Genomic DNA, 24,235 nt, shown 5'->3' with positions numbered 1-24,235 from the left:
CTTTAAATTTTTCTAATATTAATGTTAGTATTATGCCGGATTAAGCTTATATTTAACTTTTTTATTTAAAGGTTAGCTGGGGTGAGGATTCTATGGCAAGTGTGCCTTCGGGTGGTACATCAGCGGTTCCTGTATTAATACTCAAGGAAGGAACGCAAAGAACAACTGGTTACGATGCATTACGAGCCAATATAACTGCTGCAATGGCAGTAGCGGAAACTGTAAAATCATCATTAGGACCCAGAGGTATGGATAAGATGCTTATTGATACAATTGGTGACATAACTATTACAAATGATGGTGCTACAATACTTAACGAAATAGAGGTTCAACATCCTGCAGCAAAATTATTAGTTCAAATAGCAAAAACTCAGGATGATGAAGTTGGAGATGGCACAACAACTTCAGTTGTAATAGCAGGTCAGCTACTAAAAGAAGCTGAAGAGCTCATCGATAAAAACGTGCATCCGACAGTCATAGTTAGCGGATATAGAAAAGCCGAAATTAAAACTAGAGAAGTTATTGACTCATTAGCAATAAAAGTAAACATTGATGATGATGAAATACTTAAAAAAGTAGCATTGACATCAATACATGGTAAATCAGTTTCTTCAGTCAAAGAACACCTTGCAGACATATGCGTGAAAGCTGTTAAAGCAATAGCAGAAGAACGGAACGGGAAGAGAATTGCCGACATAAATAAGATACAGTTAATCAAAAAACAGGGTGGAGGATTGCTAGACACAGCATTAGTTTATGGAGTAATAGTTGATAAAGAGGTTGTGCACCCAGGTATGCCTAAAAAAGTTACTAATGCTAAGATTGCATTAATAGATGCTCCGTTAGAAATAGAGAAAACTGAGATTGATGCAGAAATTAGAATATCAAATCCAGAGCAAATGAAAGCATTTTTGGATGAAGAAGAGCGAATGCTAAGAAACATGGTAGACAAAATAAAGTCTACCGGTGCTAACGTTGTCGTTTGCCAAAAAGGTATTGATGATATAGCGCAACATCATTTAGCTAAAGTAGGCATTCTGGCTGTACGACGAGCGAAGAAATCTGATATGGAAAAACTGGCTCTTGCCACAGGTGGTAAAATAGTTACAAACATTGAAGATTTGACACCAGAAGACTTAGGAGAAGCAGCATTAGTGGAAGAACGACGCGTTGCAGGCGACAAAATGGTATTTGTGGAAGGTTGCAAGAATCCAAAATCAGTAAGCATATTGATAAGGGGTGGACTCGAAAGATTAGTCGATGAGGCAGAGAGATCAATTATCGATGCACTGAGTGTAGTATCAGATGTAATAGAGGATCCAAGAGTTGTATATGGTGGTGGAGCAATAGAAATTGAGATAAGTAAGACATTGAGAAAATACGCATCAACTGTCGGTGGACGAGAACAATTAGCTATTGAAGCATTTGCAAAAGGAGTAGAAGCAATCCCAAGAGCCCTCGCTGAGAATGCTGGCGGTGATCCAATAGATGCATTAGCAGAACTAAAAACAGCACACGAGCAAGGCAACGTGTCATATGGAATTAATGGATACACGAGCAAAATTGATGATATGGAGAAACTAGGTGTTATTGAACCTGCATCAGTTAAGATACAAGCAGTAAGTTCTGCCACTGAAGCGGCTGCAACGATTCTAAGAATAGACGATATAATAGCTGCATCCAAGATAAGCAAGGCTGAAAAAGGTCCAGAAAAAGAGAAGAAGGAAGAAGAGGAAAAAGATTAAATGCATATATTAATAACAGGAACCCCAGGAACTGGAAAAACAACATTCTCCCTTTATTTTTCTGAAGCACATGATTATTATTATATTAACGTAAACGATTTAGCTAAAAAATATGATCTGTTTTTAAAATACGATGATAGACGAGATTCTTATATCATAAATATCGATAGAGTAAGAGGTAAAATACGTAATCTTTTAAAAAGAAATGATGATGTTATTATCGATACTCATATAGTTGATGCGGCCCCTAAAAATATTGATCTGGTGATAGTTTTCAGATTAAATCCAATAAGATTGCTTGGCATACTTAAATCACGAGGATATAGTGAAAAAAAGATAGCAGAGAATGTAGAGGCAGAACTTCTAGGGATATGTGCATCTGACGCTTATAGAAGGTTTCATAATAAGGTCTTTGAATTAGATGTAACAGATAAAAAGCCCGAAGAAATAGAACGATTTATAATATCTGCCAGTAAAAAAATAGTTAAAAATCAAGGGATAGAGTGGCTAACACTTTTAAACGATAAAGATCTAGAAGAACTTTTAAGTTATTTATCCAAAAACAGATGAGACCATTCAATAGTTCATCATGATATTATTAGTTCACTACTATCTTTCTCATCATTCATTAAATTAGATTTCAATATTGAAACTTTATAGTGTGTACTTTCTGATGGTAAAAATATTAACGCCTCACCTTTATTTAAGGTTCTCACTTTCTTTGCAACTTCAGCAGCTTCCATTAAAATACTCTGTAATCCTGTTGCATTAAGAACCTCCTCAAATGAATTTACTCTATGAAGTATTATCAAAGAAAGCGATCTTACAATTTCGTAAGAAATTTGCGATGGCAGCTGTGTTATTATTATCATGGTCACGCCATGTTTTCTAAGCTCAGACACCATTTTTTCACCTAATGATGGAGGATCACCATATCTTCGTTGTGGTATAATGTTTCTGGCCTCTTCAAGAACAACAACAATTCTCTTTAAACTGTGCTTTATAGAATGAGAATAAAGTATTCTCATTATAGTATAAGCAGTAATTCTCTTTAATCCTTCCTCAGATAAATTCCTGAAGTTTATAGATATATTATTACTTAACAATTCATCTGCGCTAAGCACTTTCGTAGCATTAAAAATATTTTTACTTATACCATAATTTAACGGTTCTAATCTCCTAAGCAGTGCCATCCTAATTTCTGTTTCATAATTGGACACGTATTGACCTCTTTTCGGAGATAATTCCTCAATTATTCTGTTAACAGTAAGACCTTGTATATTACTTTTAGATATAATTTCAAGCAGAATCTTCCTTAAAACATAAGATTGTGGCATAGATAATTGAAAAGCCTCAGTGAACATATCAGTAAGAAAACCAACATGCTCACCAATATCATTATTAAGCATTATCATGAGAGGATTTATGCTATAATCATCAATACCGAGATTTATAGAATATCCTCCAATACTTCTTATGAATCTTTCATATTCACCATGCCAATCAAAAACTAGTATTTTGTATCCATTATTAGCCAACCCTTCCAATATCCTCATGCAAGTAGTTGTTTTACCAAATCCACTAAGACCAAAAATACCAATATGATTTATCAAATCATTTTTAGAAATATAAAATAATGGTCCGTTGTCATCTATTTTACCTAACAATATATTCTCACCATTTTTCATACTAATCTCTTTCAACTTATTAACAAATATTATTATTTTGATAATATTTTTAATATGAGAATACTCATCATTGATTTTTTTAGAAGGGTATTGAGAGCTCATTTTTTATCACTCTTTCGTACTCATTTGTAATCGTAAATCCAAGATGTGCATTGAATACAGCTTTTATACCTGATAATTGATCGATAAGATTATCTATATCTGAACGATTTTTAACTGGCTTTGACACGATCAAATACAATTCTGCATTATCGTTTGTCGGCACTATGACTAAAGAAAAAAGTAATTGCGATGCCAACAATTGTGAAGATAATTGTAAGAGATTCTCATCGCTTGGTTGAACATTATTAGTTAACACATTTAATTTATTTATAGAGAAAGCATATTGATTTTTATTATACGTTCTTAAGACAAAACCATGTTTTTTAGCATACTCATGTAATTTATTTTTGTTTAAAAGCTTTAAAACCACAGTAAATAGTGTAATAATTGTGATGGGCATTATTAACCACTGATAAAATGTATATGACAAAGAAGAAACATACTGATTTATCCAATGTAAGGTTATTGCGATTATAATTAACAAAGAAAAAAGAGTAATTATGTCATTCTTATCGTATTTCATAATTTTCACTTTATACCTAGTGCTCTTGCAATTTGATTGAGTATCTCGGCTAATTGATTAAGAAAATTAGTGAAACCCGAACTTAATGATGATGACATTGATGCGGATGAACTTTGTACTGAGGTAATAATGTTAGAAACAATACTAAGGATTACTGTAAATGTTATCGCAGCTAAACCCAAGAGCATACCCTCCTCTACTAATGGTGATGCTTTACGATTTTTTATCAGATCGTATAGTTCTCTTATCATCATTTTTCACCATGATAATTTAGTTAAACACAAATTTAACTGATTGTTAGACTTTAAATAGTGTATTGATTATTATCATCATAATTGTATAGGAAGCTAATGAGAGTATGGATATTAATAATGTGAAACGTTTTTCACTATAAATGTTTGAGGAAAGAAAAGCAAGCACGATGCATAAAAATCCATAGAGGAATGGAATAAGATTAAACCAATCTGAATAATGCTCAATTTTGCTAATTAGAATAAAAGGTAATCTTGACATAGCAGCTAAAAATATTGAACTCATGATAGTTAATAAAAATGTCTTCATTTTCATAGATGATAACCATAGTTCAAAATCCCTGTGTATTTCCTGTATTTTTCGTGAGATTATGATGGAATTAATATTACGAGATATTGCTGAACGATCACCAATAATTATATTTTGAACATTGTAATTCAAAAAAGTCCCTCTGGGTAATAAATAAGATGCATAACTAATAACACGTTGTGGTTCATGACCTTTTAATAACATCACACTGATAGTATCATAGATTTTCTTAATGAATTTACTCTTAGGCTTATACAACATCAGTGCTTTACCAAGACCTAATGTACTATTTTGATTTAAATGAATCATTAATTCTTCAATTTCATCATTCATTCAATATCCCTCAATAGAAGTATCATTTTTTTCGTGTCTAAGGATATATAAGTTGTTGATATGATTAAAATGCTTACAAATAATATCATGCCAATTAATCCATATTTAATAGAAAAAATTGTTAATGCGACAGGCACAATGTAACTTAGGAACGTGATAACAAGAATACGTAATGTAAGTTTATTGGTAAGGTTTTTCAAATGCCCTGCAGTTTTTAAGAATGCCAATTCTTGAATGTTATAACGTTCAATAGGTGTTATACCATGCGAAGAGTATAGGTTAAGGTATGTCGAGAGCACGTCTAAGTTATTAAATACACTAATGGAATTAAGTACCTTAATCGGATCATGGCCTTCATCAACCTTTCCCATTAAGAATTGTTGATCTGTGCTTAAAAGATAATGATTCTTAACACGTTCTAACATAGACCTTATATCTCTAATTTGTAACATAAGTGAAATTAATGCAAGAAACGATCCTTCGTTAATAGTGACCCTGTTTATTTTTTTATTGGTAGATTTCTTCATTTACGATACCTCCATTAATCCTATTTAGAATATTAAGAAAAAGAGTTTTAATCTCCTCATAACTTTTCCCGTTCGTTATTAATTTTTTCACGTTCGGAGTGTCAAATAGTGAACTTATAGTTCTAGTGAGTTTACCATTAATTCTGCTAAAAATGATTACAGGATCACCGTTATTATCAATTTCTACAATATTTTTTACGTATCTTATAATTTTTCCTGAATTTGTAATCTCACGTTCCATTAAAATAACTACATTAATAAGTCGTATACTATCTGAATTAATCATATAATGCTTTGTCCATCTATAGAAAAGTCCTTCGATCGATGCTGCATGTGTTGTCGCAATACCTTTTAGACCCATTGAAAATGCATGAAACATAGCTCTTGTATGTTCTTTTGTCTGTATTTCACCTAGGTATATCCAATCTGGCGACCTATGTAATAACTTGACTATCTCAGTACTCTTTTTGAAAACTTTAGCTCCTTGTTCAAAAGGTGTTGTTTGAATTTTTATTTGATGAGCATCTTTATCTTTTAGATTAAGACTCTCTACAACATCTTCGATGTAAATTCTACGCCAAACTTTTGGTAATTCTAAATCAATAGTATTTGCAAGAGTTGTTTTACCACTATTTGGTTCTCCGCAAATCACAATGTTCAGTCTATTCATAGCAAGGAAAATAAGGTATGCTATAGCTTCTGCAGTTATTGTACCTGATTTTATTAATTTTTGCACGTTCATATATTGCATTGCTAAATTTCTAATGTTTAGTGATGTAGTTAGGACTAACGGAGGCGAATCTAAAGAAAACCTATGAGGAATTCCATTAAGTATAATATCCATTTTTAACGACGGATTTGATAGACTAACATTACCCTTACCTATAATACTAGCATAAGTCTTTATTCTTTCAATATCAGTATGCGCAATAAATATATTAGTAGAACATCTACCATATTCTTCATGATCCAAATAAATAAATCTATCTTCACCATCCAGATACATTTCTTGAACATGAGCATCGTACAAAGGTACTAATATTTTACTTAAATTAGTGCTTTTAGTTATGATTAGCCACAGCATTTTTTCTAAAAGATCCTGGACATTAGGTTTTCTAGATACTTCATCGATTATATAAAAACAATGATTATCGTGATCATAAATATTCACAAAACCAACATTCACATCATACACATTTATCCTTTCAGAGTCTATGATAGACCTAAATCCATTACAATAATCCACGTATGGTTCAAATAACCATTCATAAATTTCATGATCAGAGTAATTCATTGCAAAATGATCAACAAGCTCTCTGAAAAACGGTGAATGTTTGTAAATCCAAGTTTTCATAAGATCATTAGGAGAATAACTTGAACGTAATAAGGCAGGATCATAGATTAGTTCATCTTTAGAAATATTTTGAATTCTAATCTTATCAAAGTGAGCATTAATCAGTTGAATATAATTAAACAACTCTTTGACATTTTTCTTATAGATCTTGTTAATAATTCCGTTTTCCATTACTATTAAAAAAGTATTGCTAGACATAGATGAAAAGACCTTCTCTCTACATTTTTTGTTTGTCTCAAGACCAAATACATGAAAATCATGAGGACAATAAACTCGCAGTGTACTACCTTCATTCACAATTTTACATGACTCACTGCACATTTGATTTAGCATTATCTTTATCCCTCTTGAAAAGAAATGGAGCGTATTCTATTAGAATATTTGAGAGAGCTTCAAAACGAGCTTCTAAACTTGAAACGCGTGTCTCTAAACCTTCTATTCTTGACTTGTGTATTTCTATATTACTCTTAATTTTGACAACCTCAAATGATATTGTCATCAGCTCTTTCGCAACTCTCTCTTGACTTATTTCATTAATCTTACTCTTCTTTTCTTCAACAACTTCTGATTTCGGAAAACTGTCCATAATTTTATCTATACGTTCCTTTGTAGCCCCTAACTCCGTCAAAAGTTCCTTAACAGTATCTGGAGAAATGCCTTTCTTAACCATAAGCAAAGCCAAATCTTCGAGAGTAACTCTCATCGACATGAGATTCTAGCCTCCATAAGTTTATCCTCAATTTTAGACACATACACAGTATACCACTTAACATATTCAATACGGTAAATTGATGTCAGCATAAGCGAATTAGTAGTCAAGTCCTCTAAGGAAAGCACTCTGTTTTCTAATTCTGCCAATTTATCCTGTATTTCCTTTAGTTCATCAAAAATTATACGCAATCCCCAAACTAGTATATCATTCCTACTAACATTCATACCATTATTTTAGGATAAAAATGCTTAAAAACACCTCTTGTATCCTTAAAATTAATAATTGACAGATACTTACGGGCTCAATGCCAGAACGCTTAATCCAATCTTACATAGATATAATTGCATGGATCTCCCTATCAATCATCATCATATTAATAAACACTATTAGCATAAACTCACTCTACACAGCAATATCAAAAGCAGAGGCAATAACAATCTATTCTCAAATTAATGATACAGGTTATTTAGCAAAAACCTTAAACGCAAGCGTTACAATTTCAATAAAGTCTTTTATCAACAATATTTCAGTATACTTAGAAAATAACTCCATAACCATTAATATAAACTCAGCATCGTTTACTTTTAAATCCGATGTAAAATTCAAGAAATCTATACTAAAAACTAACAAATATTACACATTCTCGAGCACAGATGATTATGTAGCAGTTGAGGAGAGTTAAAATGTCAGAAAACATTATAACAATAATTATATTATTCCTCTTAATATTCACACAACTTATATACTTAATAATTGTAGAAATTAACATTACTGATTCGTTAATAGATAACATTCAAAATAATTCATTAGCTAATATTATTAGATCGGGATCAAGTGGTTATTATGGACTTTGATTCAATTCCTGTTTTAGACCTAGTAATATCACTTCTACTCCTTACCACAATAACAATAACATACATAACACCACAGACATTATCTAATAAGCAGGAAACGTTCCAAAATTATTATAGATATTTTAAATTACAACAAAAAATTTTACACAATGAAAACCTCTTTCAGTGTAAAAATGTTACATTAGATGAAATTATTAAATCATTAGACGTGCAATATCCAATAAAAATTATAAACAGTAGCAGCTATATTAAAATAATAATTAAAGGCAATGAGAAAGACGCACAAATTCCAGTAATTTTCATATCATGCGGTGATATAAATGTTAAAATATATGGCACTACATAAAAATCAAAAAGCTGTAATAATAACTTTACAAATCCTTTTCCTGATATTAGTCATATTCAACATGCAATCGGAATATGCTAAATTACGCTCAATTTATGATGAAATGTATATGAGAAAAATTATTTACTTAGAATCATACTCTATAATAAAAAATATAAGAATAAATGCTAAAAATTATCTAACAAGATTAGCTTATATAAATTCTTCTGCTGAAATTAAAGAAAGATTCGTATCATTCATAATTTCTATCATCAATTTTTATAACAATTCATTAGTAGATGATACCGACACCATAATTATTAAGATAGAGTCAATAAAAATAAATATCACAATAAGTAATTTTGTAGAAATTTTTTATAAAATTATTGTTAGAATTTATGATATTTTAGGATATGCATTTCTTACAATTCCTTTGGAAGACAAGTTAATTTTTATATCGAGATAAGATAAGATCGTTTGCACATTGTCTCTGATAGAATAATCCGAAACTCCAATAGTCATCGAAAGTACTTTATGTGAGAGAAGCGAACGGAATTTTAATTCCGAAGCTAACATTTTCTCTGAAATATAAACCAACGAAGCTGCGATTATGTATGGATTTTTACTCTGATATATACTTTGATCAAGTGAATCTAGAATTCTTAATGCATTCTCCTTAATTTTTTGAATATAAGTACTTAAGTTTATTTTATTGTACATGTATCGTATTTTTATACGTATGAAAGTATTAGAATATAACATTGTGGTTATACGATCTACATAAACTTTTATCCTTTCTTTAATCGTTATATGTCGTTGTATTATTTTTCTTGTTTGTATCAATGCCCACGCAATATTATTGCTATCCACACGATGTCCAAGTTCTCTATAAAAACTAGCTATTTCAACTAGTGTGAATGGTTTTATATTACCTGCTTCCCATACGGCTGCAATTAATGAGGCAGCTGAAAGCGCATATTTGTTAACACCTGGAACTCGTTTCTTTTCCTTTTTTATAATTCTAATAGTTTTTGCATATATTATAATAGAACGTTTAAGAATATTATCAGGAATATTGAGATGAGATGCAACGAATTCCATAGAGTTAAGAATTCTTTTTTCAATAATCTGTCTAGTTTTCTCGAGTTTAATCTTTTTATCATAATTAATTAGAGTTTTTATGGATGATTCATTAAAATTCTTTCTCATACTACTACGACCTATATTACTTCCAACCCCATAAATTACTGACATGTCATCAGTATAAACATGAGAAACATAACCTACATGATCACTTTTTATTGGAGCAATTGTATACTTAGGTTCAGCTATCTCATGACCTTTTACTAGTCCACACTCTGAACATACGAATTCTCCCTCCTGTGTCTTTATAATTCTACCTCCACACTTATCACAAAACTCACTTTCCATGTTCAAATTATTCACAAGTCTCCCTTAATATTAATGAATTCGTAATATAAAGCAACAGAGCTAAAAAAATATATGCGCAAATATGCATGATAATAGTAGTCTGAGAGTATGCCGAAAGTGCTACGCTTTAATGACATTCAGTCCATTACGATTTAAAATATTTATAAGAAATGATCGATAAGATCCTTTTAAACCTTTCCAATCTATAGCTGCTGTCTTCGTTTTTTCAAATGTACGCTCAAAAGCTAATAATATCTCATTCTCTGTAATATCATTAAAAACGTACTCCGGTGCTATATGACCTACTGCAAATTCTGTTTCAAAAATATAGTGATTAAACCTTGGTGCATAATGTGGGCCACCAAAGCCCACAATAGTATTAAAGATATTATTAGATTCAGCAGCAGCAATAGCACTTACTGCAACGATCTCAGCCGCTACAGGATTTCTCCATTGTTGAAAGGTACTCCCTATTTCAACAAACATTATAGGAATATTTTTTAATGTAGGACCATGATGAGTCACTTCCATCGAAACATTCCAATCCAATAAAAACTCTTCTGCTAATTTTTTCATTGTATTTAATGCAATTTTGAGCTTAGAAGCTGGAGCAATAGACAAAGTCCTAGGTTTACCTCCATAAATGTTTGAGCTCCAATTGCCTGTGAAATGTGCAGTTAATGCAGGCATATTACTTTGCGATGTGTGTTTGCTTAACACAATAACTAAATTTGTTTTCGCGATTTCTTCCAATATGTCAAAATATATATGTTCACTATTAATTGTTAAAATAGTCATATTATCTTTGACATACAATGGTGCACCACTAAACTCTCCCTTCTCAACAAATCCATAATTTTCGATGAGCTTCTTTTTTATATTAATACTAGCTTCATCGACTTCAGATGAAAGAAAAAGAACATCGCACTCAAGTTTTTTCATATTAATCTTCCTCAAATTAACTTGGAAACCTCTAACTTTGCCTTAGCTAATAGATCTTTGGTCTTCTCTGGATTAGTAGACTCAGCAAAAATACGTAAAAATGGCTCAGTACCGCTCGGTCTTATTAGTATCCACTCATTTTCATTAAACCATACTCTGATGCCATCTATAGTATCGTATTCATAGCCTAATGATGAATAATGCTTAATAATTTTTTCAATAGCATAAGGCTTTTTCTCATTAGAACATGGTAACTTATCCTTAACCATAAAAAGCCTTGGTAAACTATTATTATACTCTGAAAGACCAATGTTCATCTTTGATAACGCCTCCAACATTAGTGCAAGGCTCATGGTACCATCCCTAGCAGGCTGATGCGGAGTATAGAAAAATCCTCCATTCTCCTCTAATCCAAATGCTCGCATTCCTTTAGATTCCAGCTCAAGTATTTTATGTGTTATTATCACGCTTCCAACTTTGGTCCATATTACCTCACCTCCCAACTTCTTAATAGGATACTCAACAACTCGTGACGCACTCACACCAACAACCAAGACTCCTTTCCCATGCTTTCTCATAGAATGCTCAGCAAGTAAAGCTCCTGACCTATCACCCCATACAACCTCACCGTTATCACTAATGAAAATCGATCTATCTGCATCACCATCAAATGCTACACCAAAATCGCATTTGCACGATCTAACAAACTTACCAAGATTTTGTAAATTATCTGGCAATGGTTCTGGGTTACGAGAAGAAAAAGTGCCATCCAATTGCCCATTTACACTGATCATCTTAACATTTAACTCTCTTAATACTAAGGGAACCGTAAGCCCAGCAACACTACTGATAGTGTCAGTAACAATTTTAAACCTGCGCTCACGAACGCTACTAGAGTCTATAAGCGATAAGATATTATTAACATATGGTTTTATAACATCCAATGCACCAGAAAAATGACCAACATCTTGAACAAAACTTCTTTTATAGTATATTTCTTCAATGAGGTCTTCATATTCGTGTGGGACTTCCATTCCTTTTTCTCCTAACACTTTTAACCCATTATATTCTGGTGGATTATGACTAGCAGTAACAACTACACCGCCATCTAAATTATAATACTTAACCGCATACTGATGTGCAGGAGTAGGGGCGAAACCCCCATCATAAACATTCACACCGCTATCAATAAGTGACGGAATAACAATATCCTTTATCATCTTACTACTAACTCTAGCGTCGATGCCCACAAGAATAGTTTTACCTTTAAAAAACGTACCTATCGCCTTACTCATATCTCTAATAAATTTTGGTGTTAATTCTAGATTTACAATTCCCCTAACACCATTCGTCCCAAACAACTTTGTCATCTTTAAACACCTCTAATTTTTTTCTCGAAAACGTACTGTGCGATTATAGGTAAACATATAGTAGCATCACAATATAAGGTTATATGCTTTGCTTTAGGATTTACTTTACCCCATGTAATCGCTTCACGAGGCTGAGCACCAGACAAACTTCCATCATATTCAGATGCAGTAGTTACGTATATACTATAATTCAGACCATCCTTAAACTGAGCCCACCATATTGTATGATGCTTGCTAATTCCACCACCAATTATTAAAGCCCCTAACTTCTTTGCCTCAAAAACACTATCGAGTATACGTTTCATATCCTCAAACATGTTCAGCTTAATTTTTCGGGTTTGAGAATAAAAGAAAAGCTGAGTGCCCACAGCCGAATCAACAATACCAGGCACATAAACTGGAACATTTCTCAGATAAGCCTGATGCAAAAATGAATACTCATCATTTATACGCTTTCCAATCTCGTACGCTATTCTAGAAGGCGAATACTCCCCCTCAGGTAAATCATCAAGAATACTAAAAACAACCTTCTCTATCAGAGGACCGTAACTCTCAACAGGAATAAACACATTACCAAGCCTATGAATATTAAGCTCAAAAAGCATTACATCATCAGCATTAAAGAAACCCTTATAATACTTACCACCAAAACCTCTAGCGATATCATGATCAAGAGCACCGCCAGTAGTTATTACTGCATCAAATAAACCATCATCAATCATTTTAGCTATCACACCACGCAAACCAGTAGAAATAAGATTCCCAGTAAACGATATTATCCTATAACAATCCTTATCATTACTCATCTCATACAATATCTCAGCCGCCTCATAAAGATGCGCTGCCATAAATCCACCAGCAGAACCCAACTGCTTAACTAAATCATAAACACTTAGATTACTCCCCAACTTAATATCTTCAATCTCCTCACGAAGAATCTTCTTCAAATTCATAGCATATCATACTACATTATTTTCCTGAAAAATAAAAACCTATATACCACCTTGAACATTAAATCTTTGGGCCCATAGCGCAGCATGGACAGCGCGGCGGCCTCCTAAGCCGTCGGTCGCGGGTTCAAATCCCGCTGGGCCCGCTAAAACCCTTCCATTATAAAAAACACATTTATAATCTATGTGACACCTTTAAAACATTCAGTTCAAACATTAACGATGACATTATGAGAGAAATCTACAAAAACAAAAAGGGAGGTGCTGACACAATAATTGCAGCACTACTACTAATAGGAATAGCAATAGCAGGATCATTTATAGTCTACAGAACATTGTTCACGTCCGCATCTAATATAACCAACAAATCATTAATCTTCATAAACGATGCATCATTAACAACTTTCCAAGGAAATGGAGCGTTTCTGCAGCTAACAATCCAAAATCAAGGTACGTATAATGTTAATCTTACTGGAATTACTATTTATGATCAAACTGGTTCTCGTATATACAATGATACAAAAGTTTCCATAACCATAGCTTCAGGCGAACAGAAAAGTATAGCACAGAATATTCCTGGAAATTTCTATTCCGGTCAAAAATATTTGATTGTATTAAACTTCACTTATGCGAATCATCAAAGTATAACAGCATCAGTGAATGTTGTAGCTCAGTAATTTTAGGCTGGTGTTCATGAAGAAAATAAAATTAATTTTTTTACAAAAATCTAATAAAAATAAGGATAAAGATGGTGGTATTAACAGGATAATGAAACGTGTTTGGAAATGGGGTTCAGTGAAGATTCTTGGTCAGGATGAAATGATTTTTGTGTCTCAAGATCCTCTCATCAATTATCAAATCGATTCTGTATCAATCATTGTTTATCCCAATTTATACATTGTAAAAGAACCTGAACTTTCTGATGAAGCAAAGGTCAGTATAGCGAAAATTATTGAGTACATATATTACTCAGCCCAACCAGAGCCTTTTACTAAGAATACACATGATGATATTAAAAAATATATCGAAGAGCTTATTTGGAGTGCTATTAAATCTTTAAAGATTGATAATGATGAAAGTTTAGATTTCTTTCCTGCGTTTATGTATTATGTCCAGAGAGATGTTTTTGGATACGGTCCGTTAAATGTTCTTTTAAAAGATGAATATATTGAGGAACTTTCTATGGTTGGTCCTAATAAACCAGTCTATGTTGTGCATAGAATAGTCTCTAATTATAAGAAATGGATACCAACAAATATAATACTTGATGAGAATGAAGCGTTTCTGGTAGTGCAAAAGATAGTTCAACGTGGTAAAGGATATTTATCGTTTGCAATGCCAATCTCTGATGTACTGCTTCCGGAAGGGCATAGGGCTGCTGTAACATACAGTAATGAAGTAACACCATGGGGGCACAGTTTTACCATAAGAAAGTTTCCATCCAAAAGATTGTCGATTATTGATTTAATTAAACAAAACAGCATTACTCCTCTTACTGCTGCATATTTGTCGTTAATTCTAGAAACACGTGGATGTATTTTTATCCTGGGACCTACAGCATCTGGCAAAACTACTATGCTTAACGCATTATTAGAACTTGTACCACTTGATTGGAAAATAGTGACTGTGGAAGATACTCCAGAAATACTTGTACCGCATTCTCAATGGGATAGATTAGTTTCAAGAAAAACTTTGCCTGGTGAAGAAGTAAATGAGATTGATTTATTTGAGCTCACTAAATTTGCATGGAGACGAAGACCAGATTTACTCATAGTAGGAGAAGTTAGGGGTCGTGAAGCACAAGCATTAGTTCATGCAGTGGCTTCTGGACATGGTGGTTTGACAACATTTCATGCAGATAGTGCTAGATCTGCAATTCTTAGATTAAGAAGCCCCCCGCTCAGTATTGAACCGAGCTTTACATTATTAATCTCAGCGTTTATTAACATGAGGGAGATTAATCCTGGTTATAGAATACTTTATTCTATAGAGGAACTATATGAAGAATCAGATATAAGTATTGTGCCAAGAGCAATATACGAACACGGAATCAATTTAGCAGCAGAGAAATTAGTTGAAGTAAGTAATGCAATGAAACGAGTAGCTAACATCAAGGGTTGGAATAAAGAGCACATAGTTTCTGAATTAGAACGAAGAAAAAGCATACTACAAGACCTATCAGTAAAATCATTTAGTAATAAAAATGAACTGCTAGAAGAGATCTCAATAAAATTATATGGTGAACATAATGAATAAATTGTATGATAGTTTATTCAATAGATTCATGAAGAGCAAATTCTATATGCAATATTACTTACATGTGAAAGGATTGATCAATAAAGCCTTGTTATATGTTGATCCAAATGATTATGTTCATAATATTACATGGAACTTATTTTTAGTTTCAGTAATATCGTTCAGTGGTTTTTTGGTATTATTCTATTATTATAACACTTTTATTACTCTTTTAGTTCTTTCATCTCCTTTTATTTTATTATTACTGTATGAAACTAGTATGTATAGAAAAATAATAATGAGGAAAAAAGGTGTTGATGATGAAATTCCTCTTTTTTCAATGTTTATGGCAACAATAGGTGAGTTGGGTGTCAGGTTAGTTGATATTTTTTACGAAATTTCTGAACGCAGTGAATTTCGATACATAAGTAGAGAGGCAAAAAAGATCATTAGAGATACTATATTATTTTATGGTAACATTTTTGAATCAATAGATGCGAACAGTATAAATCATCCGTCAAAAGATTGGGAACGTTATATGCTAGGAATAACAAGTATAGTAAAAAGTGGTGGTGAATTAAGTAAATACTTAGAAGATAAAATGAAGGAATTTTTAAATAAATATAAACAACGCTGGATGTTGTATTCTAAACATGCCGGTGATTGGGGTGAATTATTACTTTTAGTATTTCTACTTACTAGTGCTCTAAATTTAATAACTGCGGTTATGTTTCCCAGTAATGCAGTATTATTTATAATGATAACAGGCATAGTGATCATACCATCATTCACTGTTCTATCTATTTTATTAATAGATATGTCATCTCCTTCTGATAAAAATACCATAAACGTAAATTCCGTATGGGGAATAGCTATTGGAATTTTAATGTTCATGATTGTCTTTCAATTTCTAGCTCTGTGGGTATCGTTAGGCATAGCTATATTTGTTAGCTCATTGATAATTTATATTCCTACAAGAAAGTTATTAAAGGAAATTGACGAAGAAGAACGTTGGCTTCCGGCATTTTTGCTTTCCTTAACCGATGCTAGAAAAGCTGGTATTTCGCTAGATCAGGCGATAGCTAAACTTAGGGGATTTGGTTCTAGAGTTGATCACATTCTCGATGACCTAACAAGTCAGATAAACATGGGTATACCTCTAGATCAAACTATTCCTAAGTGCAGAAGCAGACTATTTAAAAACGTTTTATATGTGATTGGAGAGCTCAATGCACGAGGTGGAGGAACACCTATGGTCATTGAAAGAATACGTGAATACATTATATATGTTCAAGAAAGTCAAACTGAAGCAAAAAGTAGCCTTAAAATTTATGAGATCTTAGCATTATTAACACCTATAATACTCAGTGTAATGATCACATTGACATATACTTTTTCAAACATAAATGTGACAATGTGGAACAACTCTCTTGGTTTAGTACCCATGCAACATTATGATTTAAACATTATGATGGACAACATTAAGGTTATTATCGTTGAAGTATCATTTGGAATTTCATTATTAATATCTAAAGCTAAAGACTTGACAGCAAAAAGTACATTTTTGGTTATTGCAACAACTGCATTAGCATTACTATCACTCTTAACTATTCCCACTATTAAAATACAATTATGATTCAGAACTATTTCCAATTTATTTCATGTACTTAAAAATATTATTAATGAGGATAATATTCTCTCATCTTAATGAATAAGGTTTGTCATTTGTTTTATCATTGTGAGCTTAAGTTTCAGCCATCAAATTTTTTATCGCTTCACTTATACGTTTATATGAATCTTCTAAAAGTTCCGGCAAAACCTTAGTCTGTGATACAGTTGTCATAAAATTTGTATCACCAACCCAACGTGGTACTATGTGAATGTGTATATGTGTTTCTAATCCAGCACCACTAGCTTTACCGATATTTATTCCTATGTTAAACCCATCCGGCTTGTAAGAAACATCAAGAGCTTTTTTAGCAATAACAGATGCCTCGATAAGATCTACCAATTCATCATGATCTAATTCCTCCAATTGCGAAACATGCTTGATAGGTGCAACCATTAAATGACCAGAATTATAAGGATATCTATTAAGTATTATAAATGAATGCTTACTTTTATAAACAACCAACGTCTGAGATGATACACCATTTCTCACCGCCTCACAAAGAAAGCACTCAGAACTATTTTTACCAACCTGTAATATGTACTTAAATCTCCATGGAGCCCAAAGCAAATTTAACCGCATGCAGTATCAATATTCTCTATTTTACAAATAATTATAAATATTTCTATACATCATCACATTCAAAAATTTTATGTGACTTAGGTATAACCAAAGTAATACTTAGACAATACAAAGTTAAGAAAAATAGCACAATTTAAATTTTGAACTGGAAATAAATCATGTAGAGAGCAATGTCTATAAAAACATCTGCAGAAGCAGTAAGTTGCCCAATATGTGGATTTAGCAGCTGTGTCCCAGTAAAAAACATAATACCTAAATTCAAGTACGATGATTCATATTATTGTCCCAGATGCCATGCAATTTTCAGTCTCAGTCAAAGTAAATCAGTCAACAAAGCATTAGCGCAACTGACCGTTTCACGATCAGATAAGATAACAAACAAAATAATCAGAATGGTTGAGGAATACTACTAGATTCAGACCAGCACTTTAAAACACTCAGCAAAGCCAATATTAGATATTCATTAGTATCAAAACTAAAAATCAATAAAAATCCACATGCCGTTGTCAGCAGTTTCTGAATAGATAGGTTTAAATAGAGGTTGATTACTTTATCCTTAACGATGTCTGGAGATTACGAAGAACTGCTTAGACCAAAGGATGTTGCAAAGATATTCAACATCTCAGTTAAGACTCTCTGGGAGTGGCAGAGGAAAGGCATTATTAGAGCAGTTAAACTCCCAACTGGCAAGCTCCGCTATCCCAAGAGCGAAGTTGAGAGATTATGGAGGTAGTTAAAAGCTATAGAATTCCAGTAGAGACTCCAAAGGATTTAATCGAAGAATACTTCAAAGTTAAGCGGAAGGCTTTAGATGCGATCTTCTCACACGTTAAAATTTCCAAGAAGGCCCACCTTAACTTGAAAGCTGAGGATAGGAGAGAGCTTAGAGATGAGTTGCTGAAAGACTGGAGGTTTCAAAGCATTATGTTGATTCAGCAATGAACTCCGTCATAGGGCTTGTTAAGGGCTGGATAACCCTTTATAATAGGGAAAGGGCGAAGGAGCCTCCTGAGATAACTAAAAAAACCGTTTACATTAAGAGCACGCTTTTCAGCTTTAGAGATGGCATACTGAAGATAAGCATTGAACCGAACAAGCGGTATCTTGAGGTTGACTTAAGAAAGTGTTCGTGGATTCCGAGAGACTTTGATAAAGTCGGTGGGCTACTTATGACTGAGAAGGAGTTGATAATCGTGATTAAAAAGGAAGTGGAGCTAAAAGCGGAAGGTTGGGCTTCATTCGATGTTAACTTAACAAACATAACAACTTTCATAGACGGGAAGATAGAGCGATATGACTTGAGGGGGCTTTACCACATTCATAGAGTTTATGAGGTAAAGCGGCAGAGTATCCAAAAACTCATGAAGTTTAAGCCGAAGACCTCTAAAAAACTCCTCAAAAAGTACTCTAAACGTGAGAAGAATAGGGCTGAAAACTTCATGCATAAGTTAACCACGCAGATCGCGAGAAAGCTTAAAGAAAAGAGTCATGGAGCAATATTCGAGGATTTAAACGGCATAAAAAGACGAATCCTCAACAAGTCTAAAGACATGAACAGAAAGCTCTCGAAGTGGAGCGCAAGAGCATTCCAACTCATGCTTGAATACAAGCTGAAATGGCTTAACTTACCAGTAAAATACGTTAACCCAGCTAACTCATCTAAAACCTGCCCAGCCTGCTCTGGAAGTATGGCTTCCTATCTGGGCAGGATAATGAGATGCGAAGAATGCGGGTTAACGATGGATAGGGATGTTGTAGCGGTGTTGAACCTTCAGATGCGAGGAGCAGGGTTCACCCAGAGAGCCCCCAATGCAATAATTGAGGGGGAAGGGTTAAGTAGGAATAAAAGCAACAATTCACTATGCATTCCTACTTAATCCAGAACCCTAGAAACTCGAAAAAATCCTAGTAAATCATGTGAGAATATTAAAAAACGAAAGTAACTTTAATTAATTAAGTTTAAAATACTTAATTGTGAGCGAAAGAACAGTACCAACAGGTATAAAAGAGCTTGACGAAAAACTTAATGGAGGTTTACCAGTAGGTTTAACTATGATTTATGGCAAAGCAAACACTAATAAATTGACTTTGGCGTTAAAACTCTGTATTAATAATATAAATAATGGTTATTCTACGCTCATAGTTACATCGCATCCGCATCTGATTCTTTATAAACTGAATCAGATGAATGTGCAAATAGATAAATCAAAGATGTATTTTATACAAACGAAGAGTATAATTGATCAAATGAATGTAAGTCTGATGGTCCTTAATGGTTATTTAAGGTATGACCTTATAATAATTGATAATATGGGAGAATATTACAGAATAAGCTCAGACCTATACACGCCCTTGACAATCTGGAAGCTGGCAGTAAAGATCATGATGCTTTTAGGATACGCCTCAAAAAAGTATGCCGTGCCCATAGTATTATTAACCCAAATACGGCGTAATCCGAAAACAGGTAAAGAAGAACCTGTGATGGGCAATGCTGTGCTTTTTTGGTCTGAAAACGTAATACATTTAAGGAAAATCGAAGGAAAAACTCAAATAGTAGTAGAACGATATCAAGGACAGCAAGTAAATTATGAGATCATTTATGAAGATCAATAAAATCTTTAAATCATCCACCCGGTGATGTAACAGCTACATAAACTATTTGAAATAGTATTAGAAACATTATCATTAGAATTATAAGTGATATGATGGCATTCGTTGATGATGTCCTTGGGACTTTACTCGATGCGTACGTATAAAGAGTCCATGTACTTGCGAAGCCTATAAGCAAAAATATAAATACAATTATAGCTTCAGCTTGTGTTTGTCTGCTAATATTATATGAAAACGCACCACCTCCAGGAGCAAAAGATGGTGTAGGAACGGAAATAATCTGTATAAATCCACTTTCATAAAGAAGAGCTAATATGACAGCAATATACGCTATAGTTAAAAGAAGATTCTCACTAATCCATCGCTCAAATCTAGATAACAACTTATTAAACCTCTTAATTCTTTGCATTATATTCCCCATATGTTTAATTTCTACAAATAAATAAGCTTTTTTTATTTCACTTTAGAAGTATTAGTCTTAAAGAGAGATTTTTAATTGAACGGGCCCGGCGGGACTTGAACCCGCGAAAATAGGCTCCGGAGGCCTACGCCTTAATCCATGCTCGGCTACGGGCCCTAATATAATTAAGTTTAAACTATCATTAATGTTTTTCTTCATAAGCTTTTTTAGCAGCAATGGCCATTTCTGTTAGCACTTTATAGGGATCTTCAGCTTTTACAACGCCCGAAGCTAATAACACACCTTCTGTCCCGAGCCTTATAGCTGCATACACATCATCTCCGTTAGTTATGCCAGCACCACATAGAATATGAACATCCTTGGTTATGCTTCTTATTCCTATGACAGTATTTCTTACAATGTCAGGATTAACTTTTGAGACAGCACGGCCAGTTCCTATGAGCTCTGGTGGTTCTATTGCAACAATATCAGGTTTTAATGCGGATACTGCCATACTAGTCTCAACAGTATCTGCACAGACAACAGTCATTAACCCTAATTGTCTAGCTTTTTTTATAATAAAGTTTATGTCTGATAATAACATTCTATGTTCTGAATGATTAATTATGACTCCAGTTACGCCTGCGTCGCGTAATGATTCCAAAGTTATATGACCAGTATAACTACCAGGTTCTATTGGGTCAACGTGTTGTGCAAATGTAAAAACTCCAGTCCTCGAGATGTCCCTTAAATCAACATGTTGAGGCGCAACTCCAACAGTAACATCAAACTCTTTTTGAACCTTACGAGCATAATTAGCTAATTCAATAGCTCTATTACCTAGCGCCTCCTTATAACTCTTGAAATTAATTAATATTAGTGGATATGAAAACATAACATGTGTTCCTCTTACTCTATCAGCTTGAACCGTGATTCTAGCTTCTTTAGAATCTTCGGAAGAGTAGTATATTCCATTTCTTCAGGCCCGAGCCTGTGTGGCATAAACGGACCATTACGTCGCATATAATCTGCAATCTCCGTAGCCAATCTCCTACTGTAATCAAATGCTACATCTTCAAATAGGTCAGCGGGCCCAATTAGTTTATCTTCTGTAACTTGAAATCCTAAAGCCACAACTCTTGGTGGTCCATCAAATCTCGTGCAGCGTGAATCTTTTAATCCTACTGGCATCAGTGGTCCTGTGTGGCTACCTCGCATCCATCCAGATACTAAGTGTGGAAATGAGAACGCTTCTAAATACTCTCCCACTGCAGGCAAACCATGTTGAGCTCTCACTATTAATACTGGATCATCCTTGCCTACGTATCTGCCTGCTATAAGAGATAAACGTGTTGTGCTAGCAGCTGCAGCCACTAAACCATCTTTTCTCCAGACTCTAGAAATAACATACCTGCCAGTAGTCCCTATTAAACCCAATAATGAATAACTTTCTTCCGGTGTAGATAACTCCACAATCTTACCTTCAATAAGATCCATCACCTGGAAAACAAATCCATCATGCATTGCTTGATCAATAACCAAACCTGCTGTATTAAATGGATCAGCGAATGCTTTATAGAGAGGGTAATTCCATGCTCCAGGTTCAGTTTTGTCAGCCGCAAAAACAATTATTGGTTCGCTTGGTCTTAACTCAAATTCTAATTCAGCAACGCCTGGTCCTAATCCCCTCACATTACCTGAGAACGAATCAGATAAAAGATCCTGCCCCGCTGCATAAAGCTTTCTCTTTTTAGAAACTTTTTCAGTAACTTCTTTAAAAGCCGTCCATGCCAATTGATGCACATCTGAATTATTTTCTCCTTTCCTGTGTAACATTACTAACTCGAGATCATCCCCCGCATTAAATACATAATAATCTAATATTATGTTTTGTTCTACACCTTTTGATAAAACTGACTTAGCTACTTCTATTTGCTCCTCAATAACTCTATGATGGCCAGCAAGACTTCCCACATCAGCTTTTATCACAGAAACTGTAATTTGCATAAAATCACCATGATTCTTATCTTCACAATAATAATTAAACTTAACGTTATAAAATAGAGATAATTCATAGAAATCAGAATATAATGCAGTTTTCAATGTGAATCATAGAATAATACACATCTCTCACTTCTAAAATATAATGAGGAGATCTAAGAGACTGTGAATAATCAAGACAGGTGAAAGTTTTAGAAGCAAGAATTTTCTGAGCGTAGCATCAATAATTTAGAAAATGCCATGGATTGCTCGAAGCTTCTTTTTTAGTTCATTAACTATTTCATAAATAAATTTTGAAATACCACCTTCTACGTTTATCTTATCATAAAGGGTCTCTTTTATTTTCTCATCTATTTTTATATCAGATATCTCTATAAATCCAAGTGACCAACATCTGGCAGTATCATCAGGATTATATCCACCACCGCCGAGGACTAAAAGCTTACCATTACTGATTTCATGACTCAGTTTATGAATTATTCTTGCTACTTCACTGTATGTTCGTGTAGTTAATGATAATCCAACTAAAGGGTCATTCACGTGCCCATCAGCACCAAACTGCATAACTATAATTTCTGGCTTATAATAAATTAATAACGGTAAGACGATCTCATTTATTGCATAAAGGTATGTATCATCATTTGTATATCCTATCAATGGTATGTTTATTGTATATCCGTATCCTTCATCTGCTCCTAATTCATTGTACCAACCAGTTCCTGGATAAAATCCATAACCGTATTTATGAAGAGAAATCTTTAAGGTTGTTGCTTCATTATAGAATATTTCCTGCGTGCCATCACCATGATGACCATCGATGTCAACTATAGCAATTCTCTTATAATTATATGATTTTTGGAGATAACGTACTGCTATAGCTATGTCGTTAAACACACAGAAGCCTGCCGCATTGGAAGGCTTAGCATGATGCAATCCACCGCCAAAATTAAATGCATGCAGATATAATCCATCTGCGATGAGTTTTGCAGCTGTAACAGAACCTCCAACACGATGTGCTGCTCCTTCATATATTCCTTTTGTAGCTGGAGTATCTCCATAATCAAGATAACCATAACCAAGATTACTCATATGCTTTACAAAGTTTATATAATCATTAGTATGAACAAGTGATATTAAATTCTCATCAGCCATGAAAGCTTCAATTAAAGAAATGTTAGTGTCATTAAACACGCCCATGTTTTTTAATTTTTCGAGCGCAAGTTTCCAAAGATAAGGCTTATAAGGGTGCCACTCACCGAAGTCATATCTAAGATACATTTCATGGTAGACAAACGCTGTTTTACACGTCATGGTCTATACT

The 24,235-nt window shown here is 33.5% G+C and carries 30 protein-coding genes and 2 tRNA genes; 14 read left to right on the top strand and 18 right to left on the bottom strand.

Annotation, left to right across the window (positions count from 1 at the left end; translation table 11 throughout):
- Nucleotides 1–92 precede the first annotated feature (92 nt).
- Both thsB and QW128_04720 read left to right on the top strand, forming a co-directional pair.
- The gene (thsB, locus tag QW128_04725) at nucleotides 93–1,745 is read left to right on the top strand and encodes a thermosome subunit beta (protein MEM3832888.1); all 1,653 of its coding nucleotides are present in this window, start codon (nucleotides 93–95) and stop codon (nucleotides 1,743–1,745) included.
- Complete coding sequence (locus QW128_04720; protein ID MEM3832887.1) at nucleotides 1,746–2,315, top strand: adenylate kinase family protein; 570 nt, start codon at nucleotides 1,746–1,748, stop codon at nucleotides 2,313–2,315.
- Nucleotides 2,316–2,332: 17 nt separating this feature from the next.
- Here QW128_04720 and QW128_04715 read toward each other — a convergent pair whose 3' ends face one another.
- From QW128_04715 to QW128_04680, 8 genes are read right to left on the bottom strand one after another with little or no spacing between them, the layout of a single operon-like run.
- Nucleotides 2,333–3,535: a DUF87 domain-containing protein gene (locus QW128_04715; GenBank protein ID MEM3832886.1), complete on the bottom strand. Its 1,203-nt coding sequence runs from the start codon at nucleotides 3,533–3,535 to the stop codon at nucleotides 2,333–2,335.
- The gene (locus QW128_04710; protein ID MEM3832885.1) at nucleotides 3,513–4,058 is read right to left on the bottom strand and encodes a hypothetical protein; all 546 of its coding nucleotides are present in this window, start codon (nucleotides 4,056–4,058) and stop codon (nucleotides 3,513–3,515) included. Before QW128_04710 ends, QW128_04715 begins: the two co-directional genes overlap by 23 nt.
- A 5-nt stretch (nucleotides 4,059–4,063) precedes the next feature.
- The gene (locus tag QW128_04705; GenBank protein MEM3832884.1) at nucleotides 4,064–4,309 is read right to left on the bottom strand and encodes a hypothetical protein; all 246 of its coding nucleotides are present in this window, start codon (nucleotides 4,307–4,309) and stop codon (nucleotides 4,064–4,066) included.
- A 46-nt stretch (nucleotides 4,310–4,355) separates the two neighbouring features.
- Complete coding sequence (locus tag QW128_04700; GenBank protein MEM3832883.1) at nucleotides 4,356–4,952, bottom strand: hypothetical protein; 597 nt, start codon at nucleotides 4,950–4,952, stop codon at nucleotides 4,356–4,358.
- The gene (locus QW128_04695) at nucleotides 4,949–5,479 is read right to left on the bottom strand and encodes a hypothetical protein (protein MEM3832882.1); all 531 of its coding nucleotides are present in this window, start codon (nucleotides 5,477–5,479) and stop codon (nucleotides 4,949–4,951) included. The genes QW128_04700 and QW128_04695 overlap by 4 nt, the downstream gene beginning before the upstream one ends.
- On the bottom strand, nucleotides 5,460–7,130 hold the full coding sequence (locus QW128_04690) for an ATPase, T2SS/T4P/T4SS family (GenBank protein ID MEM3832881.1): 1,671 nt from the start codon (nucleotides 7,128–7,130) through the stop codon (nucleotides 5,460–5,462). The genes QW128_04695 and QW128_04690 overlap by 20 nt, the downstream gene beginning before the upstream one ends.
- Before the next feature lie 13 nt (nucleotides 7,131–7,143).
- Nucleotides 7,144–7,542, bottom strand: a complete 399-nt coding sequence (locus QW128_04685) for a hypothetical protein (GenBank protein ID MEM3832880.1) — start codon at nucleotides 7,540–7,542, stop codon at nucleotides 7,144–7,146.
- Complete coding sequence (locus tag QW128_04680) at nucleotides 7,533–7,769, bottom strand: hypothetical protein (GenBank protein MEM3832879.1); 237 nt, start codon at nucleotides 7,767–7,769, stop codon at nucleotides 7,533–7,535. Before QW128_04680 ends, QW128_04685 begins: the two co-directional genes overlap by 10 nt.
- Nucleotides 7,770–7,849: 80 nt before the next feature.
- Here QW128_04680 and QW128_04675 point away from each other — a divergent pair, with 80 nt between their 5' ends.
- The 3 genes from QW128_04675 to QW128_04665 are packed head-to-tail and all read left to right on the top strand — an operon-like array spanning nucleotide 7,850 to nucleotide 8,745.
- On the top strand, nucleotides 7,850–8,227 hold the full coding sequence (locus QW128_04675) for a hypothetical protein (GenBank protein MEM3832878.1): 378 nt from the start codon (nucleotides 7,850–7,852) through the stop codon (nucleotides 8,225–8,227).
- A 1-nt stretch (nucleotide 8,228) separates the two neighbouring features.
- Nucleotides 8,229–8,399, top strand: coding sequence for a hypothetical protein (locus QW128_04670; GenBank protein MEM3832877.1), 171 nt, complete (start codon nucleotides 8,229–8,231; stop codon nucleotides 8,397–8,399).
- Nucleotides 8,389–8,745 (top strand): hypothetical protein, encoded by a 357-nt coding sequence (locus QW128_04665; protein ID MEM3832876.1) that lies wholly within the window; start codon nucleotides 8,389–8,391, stop codon nucleotides 8,743–8,745. Before QW128_04670 ends, QW128_04665 begins: the two co-directional genes overlap by 11 nt.
- 375 nt (nucleotides 8,746–9,120) lie before the next feature.
- Here the strand turns inward: QW128_04665 and QW128_04660 are convergent, their stop codons facing one another.
- From QW128_04660 to QW128_04645, 4 genes are all read right to left on the bottom strand, one after another.
- Nucleotides 9,121–10,161, bottom strand: a complete 1,041-nt coding sequence (locus tag QW128_04660) for a hypothetical protein (protein MEM3832875.1) — start codon at nucleotides 10,159–10,161, stop codon at nucleotides 9,121–9,123.
- 114 nt (nucleotides 10,162–10,275) lie between these two features.
- Nucleotides 10,276–11,097 carry a D-aminoacyl-tRNA deacylase gene (locus QW128_04655; protein ID MEM3832874.1) on the bottom strand — a complete coding sequence of 274 codons (822 nt, stop codon included), beginning with the start codon at nucleotides 11,095–11,097 and terminating at the stop codon, nucleotides 10,276–10,278.
- Between the two features lie 11 nt (nucleotides 11,098–11,108).
- Nucleotides 11,109–12,467, bottom strand: coding sequence for a phosphoglucosamine mutase (gene glmM, locus QW128_04650; GenBank protein ID MEM3832873.1), 1,359 nt, complete (start codon nucleotides 12,465–12,467; stop codon nucleotides 11,109–11,111).
- A gap of 2 nt (nucleotides 12,468–12,469) precedes the next feature.
- Nucleotides 12,470–13,420, bottom strand: a complete 951-nt coding sequence (locus QW128_04645; GenBank protein MEM3832872.1) for a deoxyhypusine synthase — start codon at nucleotides 13,418–13,420, stop codon at nucleotides 12,470–12,472.
- Nucleotides 13,421–13,488: 68 nt separating this feature from the next.
- Between QW128_04645 and QW128_04640 the strand changes: the two genes are divergently transcribed.
- The 4 genes from QW128_04640 (at nucleotide 13,489) to QW128_04625 (ending at nucleotide 17,288) form a co-directional block, all read left to right on the top strand.
- Nucleotides 13,489–13,563: transfer RNA gene (locus tag QW128_04640), tRNA-Arg, on the top strand.
- Between the two features lie 84 nt (nucleotides 13,564–13,647).
- Nucleotides 13,648–14,094 carry a hypothetical protein gene (locus QW128_04635; GenBank protein ID MEM3832871.1) on the top strand — a complete coding sequence of 149 codons (447 nt, stop codon included), beginning with the start codon at nucleotides 13,648–13,650 and terminating at the stop codon, nucleotides 14,092–14,094.
- Between the two features lie 16 nt (nucleotides 14,095–14,110).
- Complete coding sequence (locus tag QW128_04630; GenBank protein MEM3832870.1) at nucleotides 14,111–15,673, top strand: type II/IV secretion system ATPase subunit; 1,563 nt, start codon at nucleotides 14,111–14,113, stop codon at nucleotides 15,671–15,673.
- Nucleotides 15,666–17,288: a type II secretion system F family protein gene (locus QW128_04625; GenBank protein ID MEM3832869.1), complete on the top strand. Its 1,623-nt coding sequence runs from the start codon at nucleotides 15,666–15,668 to the stop codon at nucleotides 17,286–17,288. Before QW128_04630 ends, QW128_04625 begins: the two co-directional genes overlap by 8 nt.
- A gap of 108 nt (nucleotides 17,289–17,396) precedes the next feature.
- Here QW128_04625 and QW128_04620 read toward each other — a convergent pair whose 3' ends face one another.
- On the bottom strand, nucleotides 17,397–17,903 hold the full coding sequence (locus QW128_04620) for an HIT domain-containing protein (protein MEM3832868.1): 507 nt from the start codon (nucleotides 17,901–17,903) through the stop codon (nucleotides 17,397–17,399).
- Nucleotides 17,904–18,073: 170 nt separating this feature from the next.
- On the opposite strand from QW128_04620, the gene QW128_04615 reads away from it, so the two are divergent.
- The 5 genes from QW128_04615 (at nucleotide 18,074) to QW128_04595 (ending at nucleotide 20,516) form a co-directional block, all read left to right on the top strand.
- A complete protein-coding gene (locus tag QW128_04615) occupies nucleotides 18,074–18,316 on the top strand; it encodes a hypothetical protein (GenBank protein MEM3832867.1) in 243 nt (80 codons plus the stop codon).
- Nucleotides 18,317–18,465: 149 nt separating this feature from the next.
- Nucleotides 18,466–18,636, top strand: coding sequence for a helix-turn-helix domain-containing protein (locus QW128_04610; protein MEM3832866.1), 171 nt, complete (start codon nucleotides 18,466–18,468; stop codon nucleotides 18,634–18,636).
- Nucleotides 18,627–18,845 (top strand): hypothetical protein, encoded by a 219-nt coding sequence (locus QW128_04605; GenBank protein ID MEM3832865.1) that lies wholly within the window; start codon nucleotides 18,627–18,629, stop codon nucleotides 18,843–18,845. Before QW128_04610 ends, QW128_04605 begins: the two co-directional genes overlap by 10 nt.
- Nucleotides 18,842–19,780 carry a transposase gene (locus QW128_04600; GenBank protein MEM3832864.1) on the top strand — a complete coding sequence of 313 codons (939 nt, stop codon included), beginning with the start codon at nucleotides 18,842–18,844 and terminating at the stop codon, nucleotides 19,778–19,780. The genes QW128_04605 and QW128_04600 overlap by 4 nt, the downstream gene beginning before the upstream one ends.
- A 97-nt stretch (nucleotides 19,781–19,877) precedes the next feature.
- Complete coding sequence (locus QW128_04595) at nucleotides 19,878–20,516, top strand: ATPase domain-containing protein (protein ID MEM3832863.1); 639 nt, start codon at nucleotides 19,878–19,880, stop codon at nucleotides 20,514–20,516.
- A 10-nt stretch (nucleotides 20,517–20,526) separates the two neighbouring features.
- Here the strand turns inward: QW128_04595 and QW128_04590 are convergent, their stop codons facing one another.
- The 5 genes from QW128_04590 to QW128_04570 all read right to left on the bottom strand — a co-directional run bounded on the left by QW128_04590 (nucleotide 20,527) and on the right by QW128_04570 (nucleotide 24,225).
- Nucleotides 20,527–20,922, bottom strand: a complete 396-nt coding sequence (locus QW128_04590; protein ID MEM3832862.1) for a hypothetical protein — start codon at nucleotides 20,920–20,922, stop codon at nucleotides 20,527–20,529.
- Nucleotides 20,923–21,014: 92 nt separating this feature from the next.
- Nucleotides 21,015–21,090: transfer RNA gene (locus tag QW128_04585), tRNA-Arg, on the bottom strand.
- Between the two features lie 25 nt (nucleotides 21,091–21,115).
- Nucleotides 21,116–21,808: a triose-phosphate isomerase gene (tpiA, locus tag QW128_04580; GenBank protein ID MEM3832861.1), complete on the bottom strand. Its 693-nt coding sequence runs from the start codon at nucleotides 21,806–21,808 to the stop codon at nucleotides 21,116–21,118.
- Nucleotides 21,809–21,822: 14 nt separating this feature from the next.
- Nucleotides 21,823–22,920: a fructose-1,6-bisphosphate aldolase/phosphatase gene (gene fbp, locus QW128_04575; GenBank protein MEM3832860.1), complete on the bottom strand. Its 1,098-nt coding sequence runs from the start codon at nucleotides 22,918–22,920 to the stop codon at nucleotides 21,823–21,825.
- Nucleotides 22,921–23,142: 222 nt separating this feature from the next.
- A complete protein-coding gene (locus tag QW128_04570) occupies nucleotides 23,143–24,225 on the bottom strand; it encodes an acetoin utilization protein AcuC (GenBank protein ID MEM3832859.1) in 1,083 nt (360 codons plus the stop codon).
- Nucleotides 24,226–24,235: the final 10 nt, after the last annotated feature.

It is taken from the genome of Thermoprotei archaeon, assembly GCA_038881895.1.
Classification (GTDB): Archaea; Thermoproteota; Thermoprotei; order Gearchaeales; family WAQG01; genus JAVZOV01.
The sequence above is the reverse complement of the archived record's forward strand: the minus strand, read 5'-3'. Positions and strand labels throughout refer to the sequence as shown.